The 13393-nt window shown below is 71.2% G+C and carries 13 protein-coding genes; 8 read left to right on the top strand and 5 right to left on the bottom strand.

Translation table 11 applies throughout. From position 1 onward, the window contains the following. Complete coding sequence (locus IG64_RS30475; RefSeq protein WP_037862064.1) at window positions 1-2532, top strand: FHA domain-containing protein; 2532 nt, start codon at window positions 1-3, stop codon at window positions 2530-2532. A 146-nt stretch (window positions 2533-2678) separates the two neighbouring features. Here IG64_RS30475 and IG64_RS30470 read toward each other — a convergent pair whose 3' ends face one another. Then, complete coding sequence (locus IG64_RS30470; RefSeq protein WP_037862061.1) at window positions 2679-3416, bottom strand: transglycosylase SLT domain-containing protein; 738 nt, start codon at window positions 3414-3416, stop codon at window positions 2679-2681. Between the two features lie 726 nt (window positions 3417-4142). Here IG64_RS30470 and IG64_RS30465 point away from each other — a divergent pair. The 3 genes from IG64_RS30465 to chpE all read left to right on the top strand — a co-directional run bounded on the left by IG64_RS30465 (window position 4143) and on the right by chpE (window position 6347). Further along, window positions 4143-5288 carry a GAF domain-containing sensor histidine kinase gene (locus IG64_RS30465; protein WP_037862060.1) on the top strand — a complete coding sequence of 382 codons (1146 nt, stop codon included), beginning with the start codon at window positions 4143-4145 and terminating at the stop codon, window positions 5286-5288. Further along, the gene (locus IG64_RS30460) at window positions 5281-5922 is read left to right on the top strand and encodes a response regulator (RefSeq protein ID WP_037862058.1); all 642 of its coding nucleotides are present in this window, start codon (window positions 5281-5283) and stop codon (window positions 5920-5922) included. The genes IG64_RS30465 and IG64_RS30460 overlap by 8 nt, the downstream gene beginning before the upstream one ends. A gap of 179 nt (window positions 5923-6101) precedes the next feature. Continuing rightward, window positions 6102-6347, top strand: a complete 246-nt coding sequence (chpE, locus tag IG64_RS30455; RefSeq protein ID WP_037862057.1) for a chaplin ChpE — start codon at window positions 6102-6104, stop codon at window positions 6345-6347. A gap of 266 nt (window positions 6348-6613) precedes the next feature. Here chpE and IG64_RS30450 read toward each other — a convergent pair whose 3' ends face one another. Further along, window positions 6614-7402 carry a hypothetical protein gene (locus tag IG64_RS30450; RefSeq protein ID WP_051813521.1) on the bottom strand — a complete coding sequence of 263 codons (789 nt, stop codon included), beginning with the start codon at window positions 7400-7402 and terminating at the stop codon, window positions 6614-6616. Between the two features lie 150 nt (window positions 7403-7552). On the opposite strand from IG64_RS30450, the gene IG64_RS30445 reads away from it, so the two are divergent. The 3 genes from IG64_RS30445 (at window position 7553) to IG64_RS30435 (ending at window position 10068) form a co-directional block, all read left to right on the top strand. After that, window positions 7553-8350 carry an ABC transporter ATP-binding protein gene (locus IG64_RS30445; RefSeq protein WP_037862054.1) on the top strand — a complete coding sequence of 266 codons (798 nt, stop codon included), beginning with the start codon at window positions 7553-7555 and terminating at the stop codon, window positions 8348-8350. Window positions 8351-8514: 164 nt separating this feature from the next. Beyond that, complete coding sequence (locus tag IG64_RS30440) at window positions 8515-8946, top strand: NfeD family protein (RefSeq protein ID WP_037862053.1); 432 nt, start codon at window positions 8515-8517, stop codon at window positions 8944-8946. A 129-nt stretch (window positions 8947-9075) separates the two neighbouring features. Continuing rightward, window positions 9076-10068, top strand: a complete 993-nt coding sequence (locus IG64_RS30435; protein WP_037862052.1) for an SPFH domain-containing protein — start codon at window positions 9076-9078, stop codon at window positions 10066-10068. 117 nt (window positions 10069-10185) lie between these two features. Here the strand turns inward: IG64_RS30435 and IG64_RS30430 are convergent, their stop codons facing one another. The 3 genes from IG64_RS30430 to IG64_RS30420 all read right to left on the bottom strand — a co-directional run bounded on the left by IG64_RS30430 (window position 10186) and on the right by IG64_RS30420 (window position 12230). Beyond that, window positions 10186-10692 carry an HNH endonuclease gene (locus IG64_RS30430; RefSeq protein ID WP_037862049.1) on the bottom strand — a complete coding sequence of 169 codons (507 nt, stop codon included), beginning with the start codon at window positions 10690-10692 and terminating at the stop codon, window positions 10186-10188. A gap of 164 nt (window positions 10693-10856) precedes the next feature. Further along, window positions 10857-11396, bottom strand: coding sequence for a YbhB/YbcL family Raf kinase inhibitor-like protein (locus IG64_RS30425; RefSeq protein ID WP_037862048.1), 540 nt, complete (start codon window positions 11394-11396; stop codon window positions 10857-10859). A gap of 51 nt (window positions 11397-11447) precedes the next feature. Then, window positions 11448-12230, bottom strand: coding sequence for a sporulation protein (locus tag IG64_RS30420; RefSeq protein WP_037862047.1), 783 nt, complete (start codon window positions 12228-12230; stop codon window positions 11448-11450). A 139-nt stretch (window positions 12231-12369) separates the two neighbouring features. Between IG64_RS30420 and IG64_RS30415 the strand changes: the two genes are divergently transcribed. Further along, the gene (locus IG64_RS30415; protein WP_037862045.1) at window positions 12370-13020 is read left to right on the top strand and encodes a DNA-3-methyladenine glycosylase; all 651 of its coding nucleotides are present in this window, start codon (window positions 12370-12372) and stop codon (window positions 13018-13020) included. The last annotated feature ends 373 nt before the right edge of the window (window positions 13021-13393 follow it).

Raw genomic sequence — 13393 nt, 5'->3', positions numbered from 1 at the left:
GTGCCGGAACTCGTACTGGAAACCAATGGACGGACCTGGACGCTCGATCCGTCCAGGGCCTACACCCTCGGCCGTGATCCGCAGGGTGACATCGCATTCGACGACGCCAGGGTCTCCTGGCGTCACGCCACGGTCAGCCACAACGGCCGCAGTTGGGTGATCGAGGACCACGGCAGCACCAACGGCACGTTCGTGCGGGGGCAGCGGATCCAGCAGGTGGAGATCGGCCCCGGCTCGGCCGTTCACCTCGGCAACGCCACCGACGGCCCGTGCCTGAACCTCGCGGCCGCCACCGCGGCCGTCGCGACACCGCAGGCCCAGCCGCAGCAGCAGCCCTACGCCGCCCAGGGTGCGGGGGCCGGCTGGGGCGATCAGCGGGCGCCGCAGCCGGCCGCGCCGGGCGACCCGCAGGCCGGCCGGCAGCAGCAGCCGCAGGCCCAGCAGGCGCCTTCGGTCCCGCAGCAGCAGGGCCCCGGTGGTGGCGCGGGGGCGCCGCCGGCGCACGGCGACCGCAGCCCGACCACGTTCCACCAGTTCTCCCTGGGCCGCGTGATGCGCATCGGCCGTGCCCTGGAGAACGACCTGGTCGTCTCCGACCTCCAGGTCTCCCGCAACCACGCCGAGTTCCACTCCATGCCCGACGGCCGCATGGAGATCCGCGACCTGGGCTCGCACAACGGCACCTACGTCAACGGCCAGCCGATCACCAAGGGCGGCTCGGCCACGCTCGGTCCCGCCGACATCGTCGGCGTCGGCCACTCGACGTTCCGGATCGTCGGCGACCGCCTGGAGGAGTTCGTCGACACCGGTGAGGTGTCCTTCTCCGCCCGGCACCTGACCGTCACGGTCGACGGCGGCAAGCAGATCCTCAAGGACGTCTCCTTCGGCGTCCCGGAGAAGTCGCTGATCGCGGTCATCGGCCCGTCCGGTTCCGGCAAGTCCACCCTGCTCAAGGCGCTCACCGGCTACCGCCCGGCCGACCAGGGCGAGGTCCTCTACGACAACCGGAACCTGTACAAGCAGTTCGCCGAGCTGCGTCAGCGCATCGGTCTGGTCCCGCAGGACGACATCCTGCACAAGGAGCTGACCGTCAAGAAGGCGCTGAAGTACGCGGCCAAGCTGCGCTTCCCCTCCGACACCACGGGCGCCGAACGCGACGCCCGCATCGACGAGGTGCTGCGCGAGCTGAAGCTCGACATCCACAAGGACAAGAAGGTCACCTCGCTCTCCGGCGGCCAGCGCAAGCGCGTCTCGGTCGCCCTGGAGCTGCTCACCAAGCCGTCGCTGATCTTCCTGGACGAGCCGACCTCCGGCCTCGACCCGGGCATGGACCGCGACGTGATGACGCTGCTGCGCGGCCTCGCCGACGACGGCCGCACCGTCCTGGTGGTCACCCACTCGGTGGCCGAGCTGGCGATCTGCGACAAGCTCCTGGTGATGGCGCCGGGCGGCAGCGTCGCCTACTTCGGGCCGCCCGAGGAGGCGCTGAACTTCTTCGGCTACGGCAGCTGGGCCGACGTCTTCTCCGCCTTCGAGAACTACCGCGACTACGACTGGGCGGGCCGCTGGAAGGGCTCGCAGCACTACCAGATGTACGCCGCGGACATCGACGCGGTCGCCCCGCAGTCGGTGAGCATGCCGCCGCCGCAGGCCATCAAGCCGCCCAAGCCGCAGGGCTGGGGCTCACAGCTGCTGACCCTGATCCGGCGGTACGTGTCCGTCATCGCCTCCGACAGGGGTTTCCTCGCGCTGACGGTGATCCTCCCGGCGGTGCTCGGCGCGGTCAGCCTGCTCATCGACCACGACAAGGGCCTGCTGGTCAACCCGGTCAACTCCAGGACGCACCTGCCGACCCCGAACGGCACGGCGACCACCGTCCTGCTGATCCTGGCGGTCGGCGCCTGCTTCGCGGGCGCGGCGAACTCCGTCCGCGAGCTGATCAAGGAACGGGTGATCTACGAGCGGGAGCGCGCCACCGGCCTGTCCCGGTCGGCGTACCTCATGTCCAAGGTCGTGGTGCTCGGTGTGATCACCGTGCTGCAGGGCCTGCTGGTGGGCCTGATCGGCTTCTCCAGCCGCGAGATCCCCGGCAAGGGCCTGATCCTCGGCAACGCGACGCTGTTCGAGCTGTGCCTGCCGATCATGGCGCTGGGCTTCACCTCGATGATGTTCGGCCTGGTGATCTCCTCGCTGGTGAAGACCGCCGAGAAGACCATGCCGCTGCTGGTGATGTTCGCGATCATCCAGGTCGTCTTCACCGGCTGCCTGTTCACGCTGCACGGCACGCTCGGCGTCAACGAGTTCTCGTACCTGATGCCGTCGCGCTGGGCGGTGGCCGGGGCCGGCGCCACGCTGGACTTCAACAACATCGCCCCGAACAAGGACGACCCGACCAGCACCGACCCGCTGTGGGACCACACGGTCTCGGCCTGGAGCCTCGACATGGCCGCGCTGATCGCCCTCGGCGTCGTCTGCGGCTTCCTGGTGGCGCGCTTCCTGCGCCGCCACGAGCCCGAGGTCATGCGCAAGTGACGCGCACCGCGTGACGCGCGCCGCGGCGCGCGGGCGGTGAGGCACGGACCGCGCGGCGAGCGGCGGAGAACGGCGAAGGGCGGCACCCCACACCGGGTGCCGCCCTTCCGCGTCCGCCGTCAGAGGTCCGCGCCGACCCCGCGGGGTCAGTACGCGCTGTTGACGTTGTCGATCGAGCCGTAGCGGTGGGCCGCGTAGTTGGCCGCGGCGGTGATGTTGGCGACCGGGTCGTAGATGTTCGCCGAGGTGCCGGGCACGTGGTACGTGTTGAAGGTCGGCTGGATGACCTGCAGCAGGCCCTTGGAGGGGATGCCGTTGCGGGCGTTGATGTCCCAGCCGTTCATGGCCATCGGGTTGCCCGAGGACTCCCGCATGATGTTGCGGTGCAGGCCGCTGTAGGAGCCGGGGATGTTGTGCTGCCTCATGATCGCCAGCGACTGCCGGATCCAGCCGTCGAGGTTGTTGCCGTAGCTGGTGGCGGCGGCGACCGTCTGCATCTGCGGGCGCGCGGCGGAGCGCGAGGCGGCCTTCCCGGCCTGGCGGGCGGCCTCGGCCTTGTGCCGGGCGGCGGCTTCGGCCTTGTGCCGGGCGGCGGCCTGGGCCTTGTGCTGGGCCGCGGCCTGCTTCTTGGCCTCGATGGCCTGGATCTTGACGCTGCCGCCGGCGAGCTGGTCGGTGACGTCGGCCTTGACGTCCTTGACCGGCTGCGAGCCGATCCGCACCGGGGCCGCGACGGCGTCGGCGGACGTCGTGGTGTGGGCACCGCCGGGGGCGGCGGTGAAGGCGAGGGCGGCGGCACCGAGGGTGGCGGCACCGGCGACGGCGGCCTTGTGGGTGCGGGTCAGGGCACGACTATGGCGGAGCAGACGGAAGTTTGCGGGCATGGCGAAATGGACCTCTTCGAGTAGCGCGGAGGTCGCTCTCCGGACTGCGGGAGGGGGTCCTTCCCACACGAACGCCGTGGGCGGAAACCCGCGGCGTTGAGCGACGAGAGCAATTCTTAGCGGCCGCAAAATCCGAGGGCAAAGGTGTGACGTACGAAGCCGGGTAGTGGATCAGGAAGCGACAAAACGGGACAGACAGGGATGTCTGTCCCGTTCACCAGGGGAGCCGTCTCTCCTATGCCCCTTCGTACGTGATGTGCGCCCTATGCGCGTCCTCACATCGGCGGAGCGGCTTCCTCACGTTTGGTTGCCATCGCAACGCACTGCGTGAGGGCTCTCCTCCGGAAGGACGAGGTGCGCGTCGCCGCACTCCTGCCCAGGGGGGTGCCCGCCCTGCGCCTCCTCATGACCGCGGGGGACCGCCACCCGCCCGGCGGTCCCCCTCCTCAGCGCCCGCGAGGCCGCCGCCCTCGTCCGGGCCGGCCGGCAGCCCGCCACGCCCCGCACGGCGCACCGCGCACCTCGCGCTCCGGCGCCCCCCGCTCCGACACACCCCCCTTCCTCCGCCCCCGCCTCGGCCCGCCCGGGGCTGTCGGCCTCCTTCCCCTTCCCCTGTCTCCGCCCCCGGGCCCGGCCGGGACCGTCCCCAGACCTACGACCCGCGGCCCAGGAAGGGCCTCCACAGGTCCGATCCCGCTGTCGCACCCCGCCGGTACCGTGAGCCACATGAGTCAAGGCCCCCGGTCCGGCCTCGCCGCGGTGAGTTCCGCGCTGCTGGCCATGAGCAGGCACCTGGAGGTGCGCGACGTCCTCAAGACGATCGTCGCCTCCGCCCGTGAGCTGCTCGACGCGCAGTACGCCGCGCTCGGCGTCCCCGACGACCACGGCGGCTTCGCCCAGTTCGTGGTCGACGGTGTCAGCGAGGAACAGTGGCGCGCCATCGGTCCGCTCCCGCGCCAGCACGGCATCCTCGCCGCGATGCTCCACGAGGCGCGCGCCGAGCGCCTGGCCGACGTGCGAAAGGACCCCCGCTTCGAGGGCTGGCCGGCCACCCACCCGGAGATGTCCGACTTCCTCGGGCTGCCCGTCCGGGACGGCGACGAGGTCATCGGGGCCCTGTTCCTGGCGAACAAACGCTGCCGCAAACCGGAGGGCAGCTGCGGCTTCACCGAGGAGGACGAGGAACTGCTCGCCATCCTCGCCCAGCACGCCGCCATCGCCCTGACCAACGCCCGCCTCTACGAGCGCAGCCGTGAACTGACCATCGCCGAGGAGCGCTCCCGCCTCGCCCACGAACTGCACGACGCGGTCAGCCAGAAGCTGTTCTCGCTGCGCCTGACCGCCCAGGCCGCCGCCGCCCTGGTCGACCGCGACCCGGTCCGCGCCAAGGGCGAGCTGCAGCAGGTGGCCGTGCTCGCCGCCGAGGCCGCCGACGAACTGCGGGCCGCCGTCGTCGAGCTGCGCCCGGCGGCCCTCGACGAGGACGGACTGGTCGCCACCCTGCGCACCCAGGTCCAGGTCCTGGACCGCGCCCACAGCGCGCGCGTCACCTTCACCGCCCGCGGCTTCCGCGCGCTGCCCGCCGCCCAGGAGGAGGCCATGCTCCGCGTCGCCCAGGAGGCACTGCACAACGCACTGCGGCACTCCGGCGCCGGACACGTCGACGTCACCCTCGACCGCCGCGGCAACGGCGCCGTCCTGCGCGTCACGGACGACGGCAGGGGCTTCGACCCGAGGACGGTGCGCCGCGCGGGCCGCCACCTGGGGCTGGTCTCCATGCGGGACCGGGCCGACGGCGCCGGCGGCACGCTGACCGTGGAATCGGCGCCCGGCAAGGGCACCACGATCGAGATGGAGGCCCCCGGTGGCTGACGCAATCAAGGTGCTGGTCGTCGACGACCACCAAGTGGTCCGCCGGGGCCTGCGCACCTTTCTGGAGGTGCAGGACGACATCGAGGTCGTCGGCGAGGCGGCGGACGGCGCCGAGGGTGTCGACCGGGCCGAGGAACTGAGACCCGACGTGGTCCTCATGGACGTCAAGATGCCCGTGATGGACGGCGTGGACGCGCTGCGCCGGCTGCGCGAACTCGGCAACCCCGCGCGCGTGCTCATCGTCACCAGCTTCACCGAGCAGCGCACGGTGGTCCCGGCCCTGCGCGCGGGCGCCGCCGGGTACGTCTACAAGGACGTGGACCCCGACGCGCTCGCCGGTGCCATCCGCTCGGTGCACGCCGGCCACATCCTGCTCCAGCCGGAGGTCGCCGGTGCTCTGCTGTCACAGGAGGAGACCCACTCCGGCCAGGGCCGCGGGACCTCCCTCACCGACCGGGAGCGGGAGGTGCTGGGCCTGATAGCGGACGGCCGTTCCAACCGGGAGATCGCCCGCGCCCTCGTCCTGTCCGAGAAGACCGTCAAGACCCACGTGTCGAACATCCTGATGAAGCTCGACCTGGCGGACCGCACCCAGGCCGCGCTGTGGGCCGTACGCCATGGCGTGACCGGCTGAAACGCCCCCCTCGGCACACCCCTGAGCCACCCCGTCCGGCAACGCGGAGCGTTCCCTTCCGGACTGAGATTCATACCGTCGTGGGAATGTCCCCCGGATGGCGCAACCTCCGCGGCCCCCGGCCGTTCTCCAGTGCGTGCTGCGGCGACTGCCGTGGCGATCACCAGGAGGACTCAAGCGTGAAGAACCTGAAGAAGGCAGCGGCTGTGACGATGGTGGCCGGCGGGCTCGTGGCCGCCGGTGCCGGAATGGCCTCCGCCCATGACGGCGCCGCGGCCGCCGGTGCGGCCAAGGCCTCCCCGGGCGTCGTCTCGGGCAACGTCATCCAGGCCCCGATCCACATCCCGGTCAACGCCGTCGGCAACAGCGTCAACGTCATCGGCGTGCTGAACCCGGCCTTCGGCAACCTCGGCCTCAACCACTGAGACCGGCGCGTCACCACTGATGCCCACGGCCTCCCGGGTCAGCCCCGGGAGGCCGGTCGGTGTGCCCGGACCCCCGGACCCTGCGGCAGGGCCGCGGAGCCGGACGGGCCGAAAGGACCGGAGGGGCCGGTGACGGCCACACAGGCCGGCGCAGTCGGTCCGTCCGGCGTTCGAGGACGAGACCGCTCAGCCCCACAGCGGGGCCCGGGGGAGCACGGCACAGCACCGCCGCTCGCACCCGCGCGGGAACAGACCGCCGTCCCCTCTCACCGCACCCCCTTCTCCCGCTCCTCCACCACGGAGTTGTACGCAGCCACCTGCGCCCGCCGGGCCGTTCGCTCCACCGGCCGCAGCGCGGCCCCCCGCGCGGCCATCTCGGACGCGCTCACCGCACCCCCGTGCCCGTTCCCGTACGCCAGCGACACCAGCAGCCCCACCCGCTGCGCGAGCTCGAGCACCCGCACCGCCCGCGGCGGATACCCCGGCGCCAGCACCTCCCTGCCGCGCTCGGCCCGCGCCCGGTACGCGTCGATCGCCGCCTCCGCCACCGGCCCCGACGCGGCCACGTCCAGCCGCGCCAGCACCTCCGTCGCCTCCCGCAGCGCCTCGGCCAGCTCCCGCTCGGCCTCGCCCAGCGACGGCACGTCCGCGGGCGGCGCCTCCCGCACCGGCAGCACGTGCCACACCACCTCGGCGTGCACATCACCCGCGGGCCCGGCCTCGTGCACCTCGGGCACCAGCCCGAACGCGGCCCCGTGACAGACGACCGCCTCCCCGGCGTCCAGCGCCCGCGCGTTGAACTCCGGCGGACCGCTCAGCCCCAGCGGATGCCCCGGCGCCGGCAGCGCCACCCGCAGGGCGCCCACCCCCAGGGAGCGCAGCCGCCCCAGCGCGAGCGTGAGCCCGACCGGCCCCGCCTCACCGGGCAGTCCCGCCACCCGGTGGACGGCGTCCTCACCCACCACGGCGAGCACGGCGTCATCCGGAGAGACAAGTCCGGCGAGAAGGGCATTTCCCCAAGCTGCTAGGCGTCCAGAACGCGGTTCCGAGAGCATGCGTCCACCCTAAGGACCAGACCGATGGAACAGCCCGCCCGGCCGGTGGCGTAGATTCGGTGGGGGCTGCGCCCACCGGCGCGGCGGACCGAGCCACAGGCGTACGCCAGCCGAGACCGGCGGCACACTGCAAGGGGAGACAACGCGCTCATGAGCGATGTTCTGGAGCTTCAGGACGTATCCGTGGTCCGCGAGGACCGGGCTCTGGTGGACCAGGTCTCCTGGTCGGTCAAGGAGGGCGAGCGCTGGGTCATCCTCGGCCCGAACGGCGCCGGCAAGACCACCCTCCTCAACGTCGCCTCCAGCTACCTCTACCCCAGCAAGGGCACCGCCACCATCCTCGGCGAGACCCTCGGCAAGCCCGGCACCGACGTCTTCGAACTGCGCCCCCGCATCGGCATGGCGGGCATCGCCATGGCCGAGAAGCTCCCCAAGCGCCAGACCGTCCTGCAGACCGTGCTGACCGCCGCGTACGGCATGACCGCCGGCTGGCAGGAGGAGTACGAGGACGTCGACGAGCAGCGCGCCCGCGCCTTCCTCGACCGCCTCGGCATGACCGAGTACCTCGACCGCCGCTTCGGCACCCTCTCCGAGGGCGAGCGCAAGCGCACCCTCATCGCCCGCGCCCTCATGACCGACCCCGAACTGCTGCTCCTGGACGAGCCCGCCGCCGGCCTCGACCTCGGCGGCCGCGAGGACCTGGTCCGCCGCCTCGGCCGGCTCGCCCGCGACCCGATCGCCCCCTCCATGATCATGGTCACCCACCATGTCGAGGAGATCGCGCCCGGCTTCACCCACGTCCTGATGATCAACCAGGGCAAGGTGCTCGCCGCGGGCCCCCTGGAGCTGGAGCTGACGTCCCGCAACCTCTCGCGCTGCTTCGGACTCCCGCTCGTCGTCGAGCAGGTCGGCGACCGCTGGACCGCCCAGGGCCTCCCGCTGACCTGACGTCCGCCCGCCCCGACCCTCCACCCGCGCCCACGCGTCACGCGCCCCCGCCCCCAACGGCCGCCGTCCCGGCGCCGGTTGCCGACCGTCTCCCGGGCTCCCCGCCCTGAGCCGCCCCCCGTGCGCCCTGTCCGCCACCCGGCCCGCGGACCTACCATGACCATGTGAACGACATCGACGCATGGGTGTGGTGGCTCGTCGGCGCGGCTGCGCTCGGAATCCCGCTCGTGGTGACCGCGATGCCGGAGTTCGGCATGCTCGCGGTCGGCGCCGTCGCCGCCGCGGTCACCGCCGGCTTCGGCCTGGGAACCGTCGTCCAGGTCATCGTCTTCCTCGCCGTCTCCGTCGCCCTCATCGCCGTCGTACGCCCCATCGCGGCCCGGCACAGCAGGCAGAGCCCGCGCCTGGCCACCGGCATCGAGGCGCTGAAAGGCCGGCAAGCCGTCGTCCTCGAACGCGTCGACGGCTCCGGCGGCCGCATCAAGCTCGCCGGGGAGATCTGGTCCGCCCGGGCACTGGACACCGACCGCGTCTACGAGGCGGGTGCCGAAGTCGACGTGGTCGACATCGAAGGAGCCACCGCCGTCGTCATGTGACCTGCACCGAACACCCCACGAGGCGGACGACGGTCTGTCAGACTCGACCAGCAAGATCTTCAACAGCCGCAAGAGCCCAATAAGATCTTCCGAAAGCGCCGAGGCGGAGAAGGGGACAGGGAGCCGTCGATGGAACCGGTCATCATCGTCCTGATCATTCTGGTGGTGTTGGTCTTCATCGCCCTGATCAAGACCATCCAGGTCATCCCGCAGGCCAGCGCGGCCATCGTGGAGCGCTTCGGCCGCTACACGCGCACGCTCAACGCGGGCCTCAACATCGTCGTCCCGTTCATCGACACCATCCGCAACCGCATCGACCTGCGCGAACAGGTCGTGCCGTTCCCCCCGCAGCCGGTGATCACCCAGGACAACCTGGTCGTCAACATCGACACCGTCATCTACTACCAGGTGACCGACGCCCGGGCCGCCACCTACGAGGTCGCCAGCTACATCCAGGCGATCGAGCAGCTCACCGTCACCACCCTGCGCAACATCATCGGCGGCATGGACCTGGAGCGCACCCTCACCTCCCGCGAGGAGATCAACGCGGCCCTGCGCGGCGTCCTCGACGAGGCCACCGGCAAGTGGGGCATCCGCGTCAACCGCGTGGAACTGAAGGCCATCGAGCCGCCCACCTCCATCCAGGACTCGATGGAGAAGCAGATGCGCGCCGACCGTGACAAGCGCGCCGCCATCCTCCAGGCCGAAGGTGTCCGCCAGTCCGAGATCCTGCGCGCCGAGGGCGAGAAGCAGTCCCAGATCCTGCGCGCCGAAGGTGAGGCCAAGGCCGCCGCGCTGCGCGCCGAGGGCGAGGCCCAGGCCGTCCGCACGGTCTTCGAGGCCATCCACGCCGGCGACCCGGACCAGAAGCTCCTCTCCTACCAGTACCTCCAGATGCTCCCCAAGATCGCCGAAGGCGACGCCAACAAGCTCTGGATCGTCCCCAGCGAGATCGGCGACGCCCTCAAGGGCCTGTCCGGCGCCATGGGCAACTTCGGCTCCCTGGGCGGCAATTCGGGCGGCGGCAACGGAGGCGGCAACGGCGGGGGCAACACCGTGCCCGCCCAGAACGACGGCAGGAACAGCCCCTCGGAACGCCGCGAGAAGCCCTTCATCGACTGACCGGGGCACCAGGGAAGCGACGACGTTCCCCGCACCCGCCCAGGGCGCGGGGAACCGGACGGCCGGCCACGGACACCTCAAGCGGCCGGCGCACGGCGGCACTCCGGCGGCGAGGCGTCAGGCGGCCTCCCGGCCCAACCACTGGGGCAGCGCCGCGAGTTCGTCCGCCCCCAGCGCGAACAGCATCGCGTCCGCCGGCGTCGGCTCGAACGGCGTCCGCAGCAACGGCATCCCCGCCTCCTGAGGAGTCCGGTCGGCCTTGCGGTGGTTGTCCTCCGCGCACGAGGCCACTGTGTTCAGCCAGGTGTCCTGCCCGCCGTGCGAGCGCGGCACCACGTGGTCCACGGTCGTCGCCCGCCGCCCGCAGTACGCGCACCGGTGCCGGTCCCGTACCAGCACGCCCCGCCTCGACCACGGTGCTTGTCTTCGGAACGGCACCCGCACATACCGGCACAGCCGGATCACCCGGGGCGCCGGGATGTCCACCGCGGCTCCCCGCATGCGCAGTTCGGGGTGGGCCTGCTCCACGACGGCCTTGTCCTGCAGCACCAGCACGACGGCTCGGTTCAGCGTCACCGTCGACAGCGGCTCGAAGCTCGCGTTCAGCACCAGCGTGTCCCGCATCCGGCCCACCTCCCGTGTGCACCTGCCCACCCCCCGGCGGGCCCGGATCAACTCTGGACGGGCGCGCCGGGATGGACAACGCAATAAAAATGCCCGCCTCCGATCACTTCCAAGACCAGAGGCGGGCAAACGTTCGGTGAACGTGGAAACACGCGGCGGGCGTCTCAGCCCTGGGCGGGCACCTCGTACTCACCGATCAGCTGGGCCCGGCCCAGCGTGTGGAACCGCAGGTTGAAGCCGACCACGGCCGGGGAGGCGTCCGCGTCCGGACCGAGCTTGTCCTGATCGACGGCGTACACCGTGAAGACGTACCGGTGCGGCCCGTCACCCGGCGGCGGCGCGGCACCCCCGAAGTCCTTCGTGCCGTAGTCGTTGCGCGCGTGCACGGCACCCTCGGGCAGGCCCTCGAACTTCCCGCCGCCGGCACCCGCCGGCAGTTCCGTCACCGAGGCCGGGATGTCGAACAGCACCCAGTGCCAGAACCCGCTGCCCGTGGGGGCGTCCGGGTCGTAGCAGGTCACGGCGAAGCTCTTGGTCCCGGGCGGGAATCCCTCCCAGCGCAGCTGCGGAGAGGTGTTCCCCGCCGCCTGGACCTGAGCGTCCTTGAGCGTCGCCCCCTCCCGGACGTCGTCGCTCGTGACCGTGAACGACGGCACGGGCGGGTGGAAGTCGTGGGGGAGCGGCCGCCGCTTGAGCTCGGTCACCTCGGTACCTCCTGATCGTTCCTGTTGTCGCCACCGAGCCTAGGACAGGTCCTAGAACCAGCTGCGCTTGCTGCCGACCTCGGCGATCCACTGGTGGAGGTACGCCGCCCAGTCGGTCTGCTGGTAGTCGTGCAGACCGACCTGGAAGGAGCGGTAGGTGTCGCTGCCCTCGCTGAACAGACCGGGCTTCTTGTCCATCTCCAGCACCACGTCCATCGCGTGCTCGTCGGCCACGAAACTCAGCTCGACCTCGTTCAGACCCCGGTACTCCGAGGGAGGGTAGAACTCGATCTCCTGGTAGAACGGCAGCCGCTGCCGCGTCCCGCGGATGTGACCGCGCTCCATGTCCGCGTGCTTGAAGCGGAAGCCCAGCTGGATGAACGCGTCCAGGATCGCCTTCTGCGCCGGCATCGGGTGCACGTTGATCGGGTCGAGGTCACCGGAGTCCACCGCGCGGGCGATCGCCAGCTCCGTGGTCACTCCGATGTGCATGCCCCGCAGGGACTGCCCGTCGATCATCGTGACCGGCGTCTCCCACGGGATCTCCAGCCCGAACGGCACCGCGTGCACCGCGCCGGCCTGCAGCTCGAAGGCCCCGCCGAGCCGCACCTTGGTGAACTCGATGTCCTGCTTGTACTCCTCGTCGCCGCTCTCCACCTCGACCTTGGCCTGGAGCCCGACCGACAGCCCCTCGATCGCCTGGTTCACGGATCCGCCCTGGATCCGCACCTCGCCCTGCACGACCCCGCCCGGCACGACGTTGACCTCGTGCAGTTCGGTCTCGACGGACGCCCCGCCCGCTCCAAGGCTCGCGAGCAGCTTCCTGAACGCCATGTCTCTCCCTCTACGGTGTGGATCCCTGATCCCTACTTGCGCGATCCGGCCCGGGCCGGTTCCGCGTCCACACCCTGGCAAGCGGAGGGATCCTTGACCAGCCCTTGACACCCACCCGTCTGGACTACGCTCGGAAGCCATGATCGCGCCCTCGGACCGTACGCCACTGCCCAGAGACTTCTTCGACCGTCCCGTCCTCGACGTCGCCCCGGACCTCCTGGGGCGGATCCTCGTCCGGACGACCCCCGACGGCCCGATCGCGCTGCGCCTCACCGAGGTCGAGGCCTACGACGGTCCCAACGACCCGGGCTCCCACGCCTACCGCGGCCGCACGGCCCGCAACGCGGTGATGTTCGGTCCTCCCGGACACGTGTACGTCTACTTCACCTACGGCATGTGGCACTGCATGAACCTGGTCTGCGGACCGGAGGGCCGGGCGAGCGGGGTCCTGCTCCGGGCCGGCGAGATCGTCGAAGGAGCCGAGCTGGCGCGCACCCGCAGGCCGGCGGCGCGCAACGACAAGGAACTGGCCAAGGGGCCCGCCCGGCTGGCCACGGCCCTGGGCGTCGACCGCGCCCTGGACGGCACCGACGCCTGCGCCGCGGGTGACACCCCGATCCGCATCCTGACCGGGACCCCGGTCTCCTCCGGCCAGCTGCGCAACGGCCCGCGCACCGGCGTCGCCGGCGAGGGCGGCAACGGCGACGTCCACCCCTGGCGTTACTGGGTCGCCGACGACCCGACGGTCAGCCCGTACCGCGCCCACGTGCCCAAGCGGCGCCGAAGTTGACTCGTCCCCGCAAGGTGCGTAATGTGGCCCGAGCCGCTGAACCGGGTACGGCGATCGCCTGCAGCCGGAGCGGCCAACCCACTCTCTAGTCACCACCCCTTCGTCGGGGTCGATTCTGGCGTGCTCGCACGTCCGAATTTGAAACCGCCGAGCCCGATTATGAATCAGGCTGGGAATCGGCTAGCGTAGTGAATGTCGAAAGGCCGACGAGCGAAAGCGCGGAAGCCCGAGACAAACCCCCCGACCGGGAATCGGATCAAAAAAGATCTGATAGAGTCGGAGCCGCCGGAAAGGGAAACGCGAAGCGAAAGCGGAGCGGGAACCTGGAAAGCACCGAGGAAATCGGATCGGAAAGATCTGATAGAGTCGGAAA

Source organism: Streptomyces sp. NRRL S-340 (assembly GCF_000720185.1).
Classification (GTDB): Bacteria; Actinomycetota; Actinomycetes; order Streptomycetales; family Streptomycetaceae; genus Streptomyces.
This window is presented reverse-complemented; position numbering and strand designations above follow the sequence as displayed.

Bases quoted from the DNA above. Each gene is read 5' to 3' on its own strand.
- IG64_RS30470 (WP_037862061.1), bottom strand. From the start codon at position 3,416: ATGCCCGCAAACTTCCGTCTGCTCCGCCATAGTCGTGCCCTGACCCGC.
- IG64_RS30465 (WP_037862060.1), top strand. From the start codon at position 4,143: ATGAGTCAAGGCCCCCGGTCCGGCCTCGCCGCGGTGAGTTCCGCGCTG.
- IG64_RS30450 (WP_051813521.1), bottom strand. From the start codon at position 7,402: ATGCTCTCGGAACCGCGTTCTGGACGCCTAGCAGCTTGGGGAAATGCC.
- IG64_RS30445 (WP_037862054.1), top strand. From the start codon at position 7,553: ATGAGCGATGTTCTGGAGCTTCAGGACGTATCCGTGGTCCGCGAGGAC.
- IG64_RS30435 (WP_037862052.1), top strand. From the start codon at position 9,076: ATGGAACCGGTCATCATCGTCCTGATCATTCTGGTGGTGTTGGTCTTC.
- IG64_RS30430 (WP_037862049.1), bottom strand. From the start codon at position 10,692: ATGCGGGACACGCTGGTGCTGAACGCGAGCTTCGAGCCGCTGTCGACG.
- IG64_RS30420 (WP_037862047.1), bottom strand. From the start codon at position 12,230: ATGGCGTTCAGGAAGCTGCTCGCGAGCCTTGGAGCGGGCGGGGCGTCC.
- IG64_RS30415 (WP_037862045.1), top strand. From the start codon at position 12,370: ATGATCGCGCCCTCGGACCGTACGCCACTGCCCAGAGACTTCTTCGAC.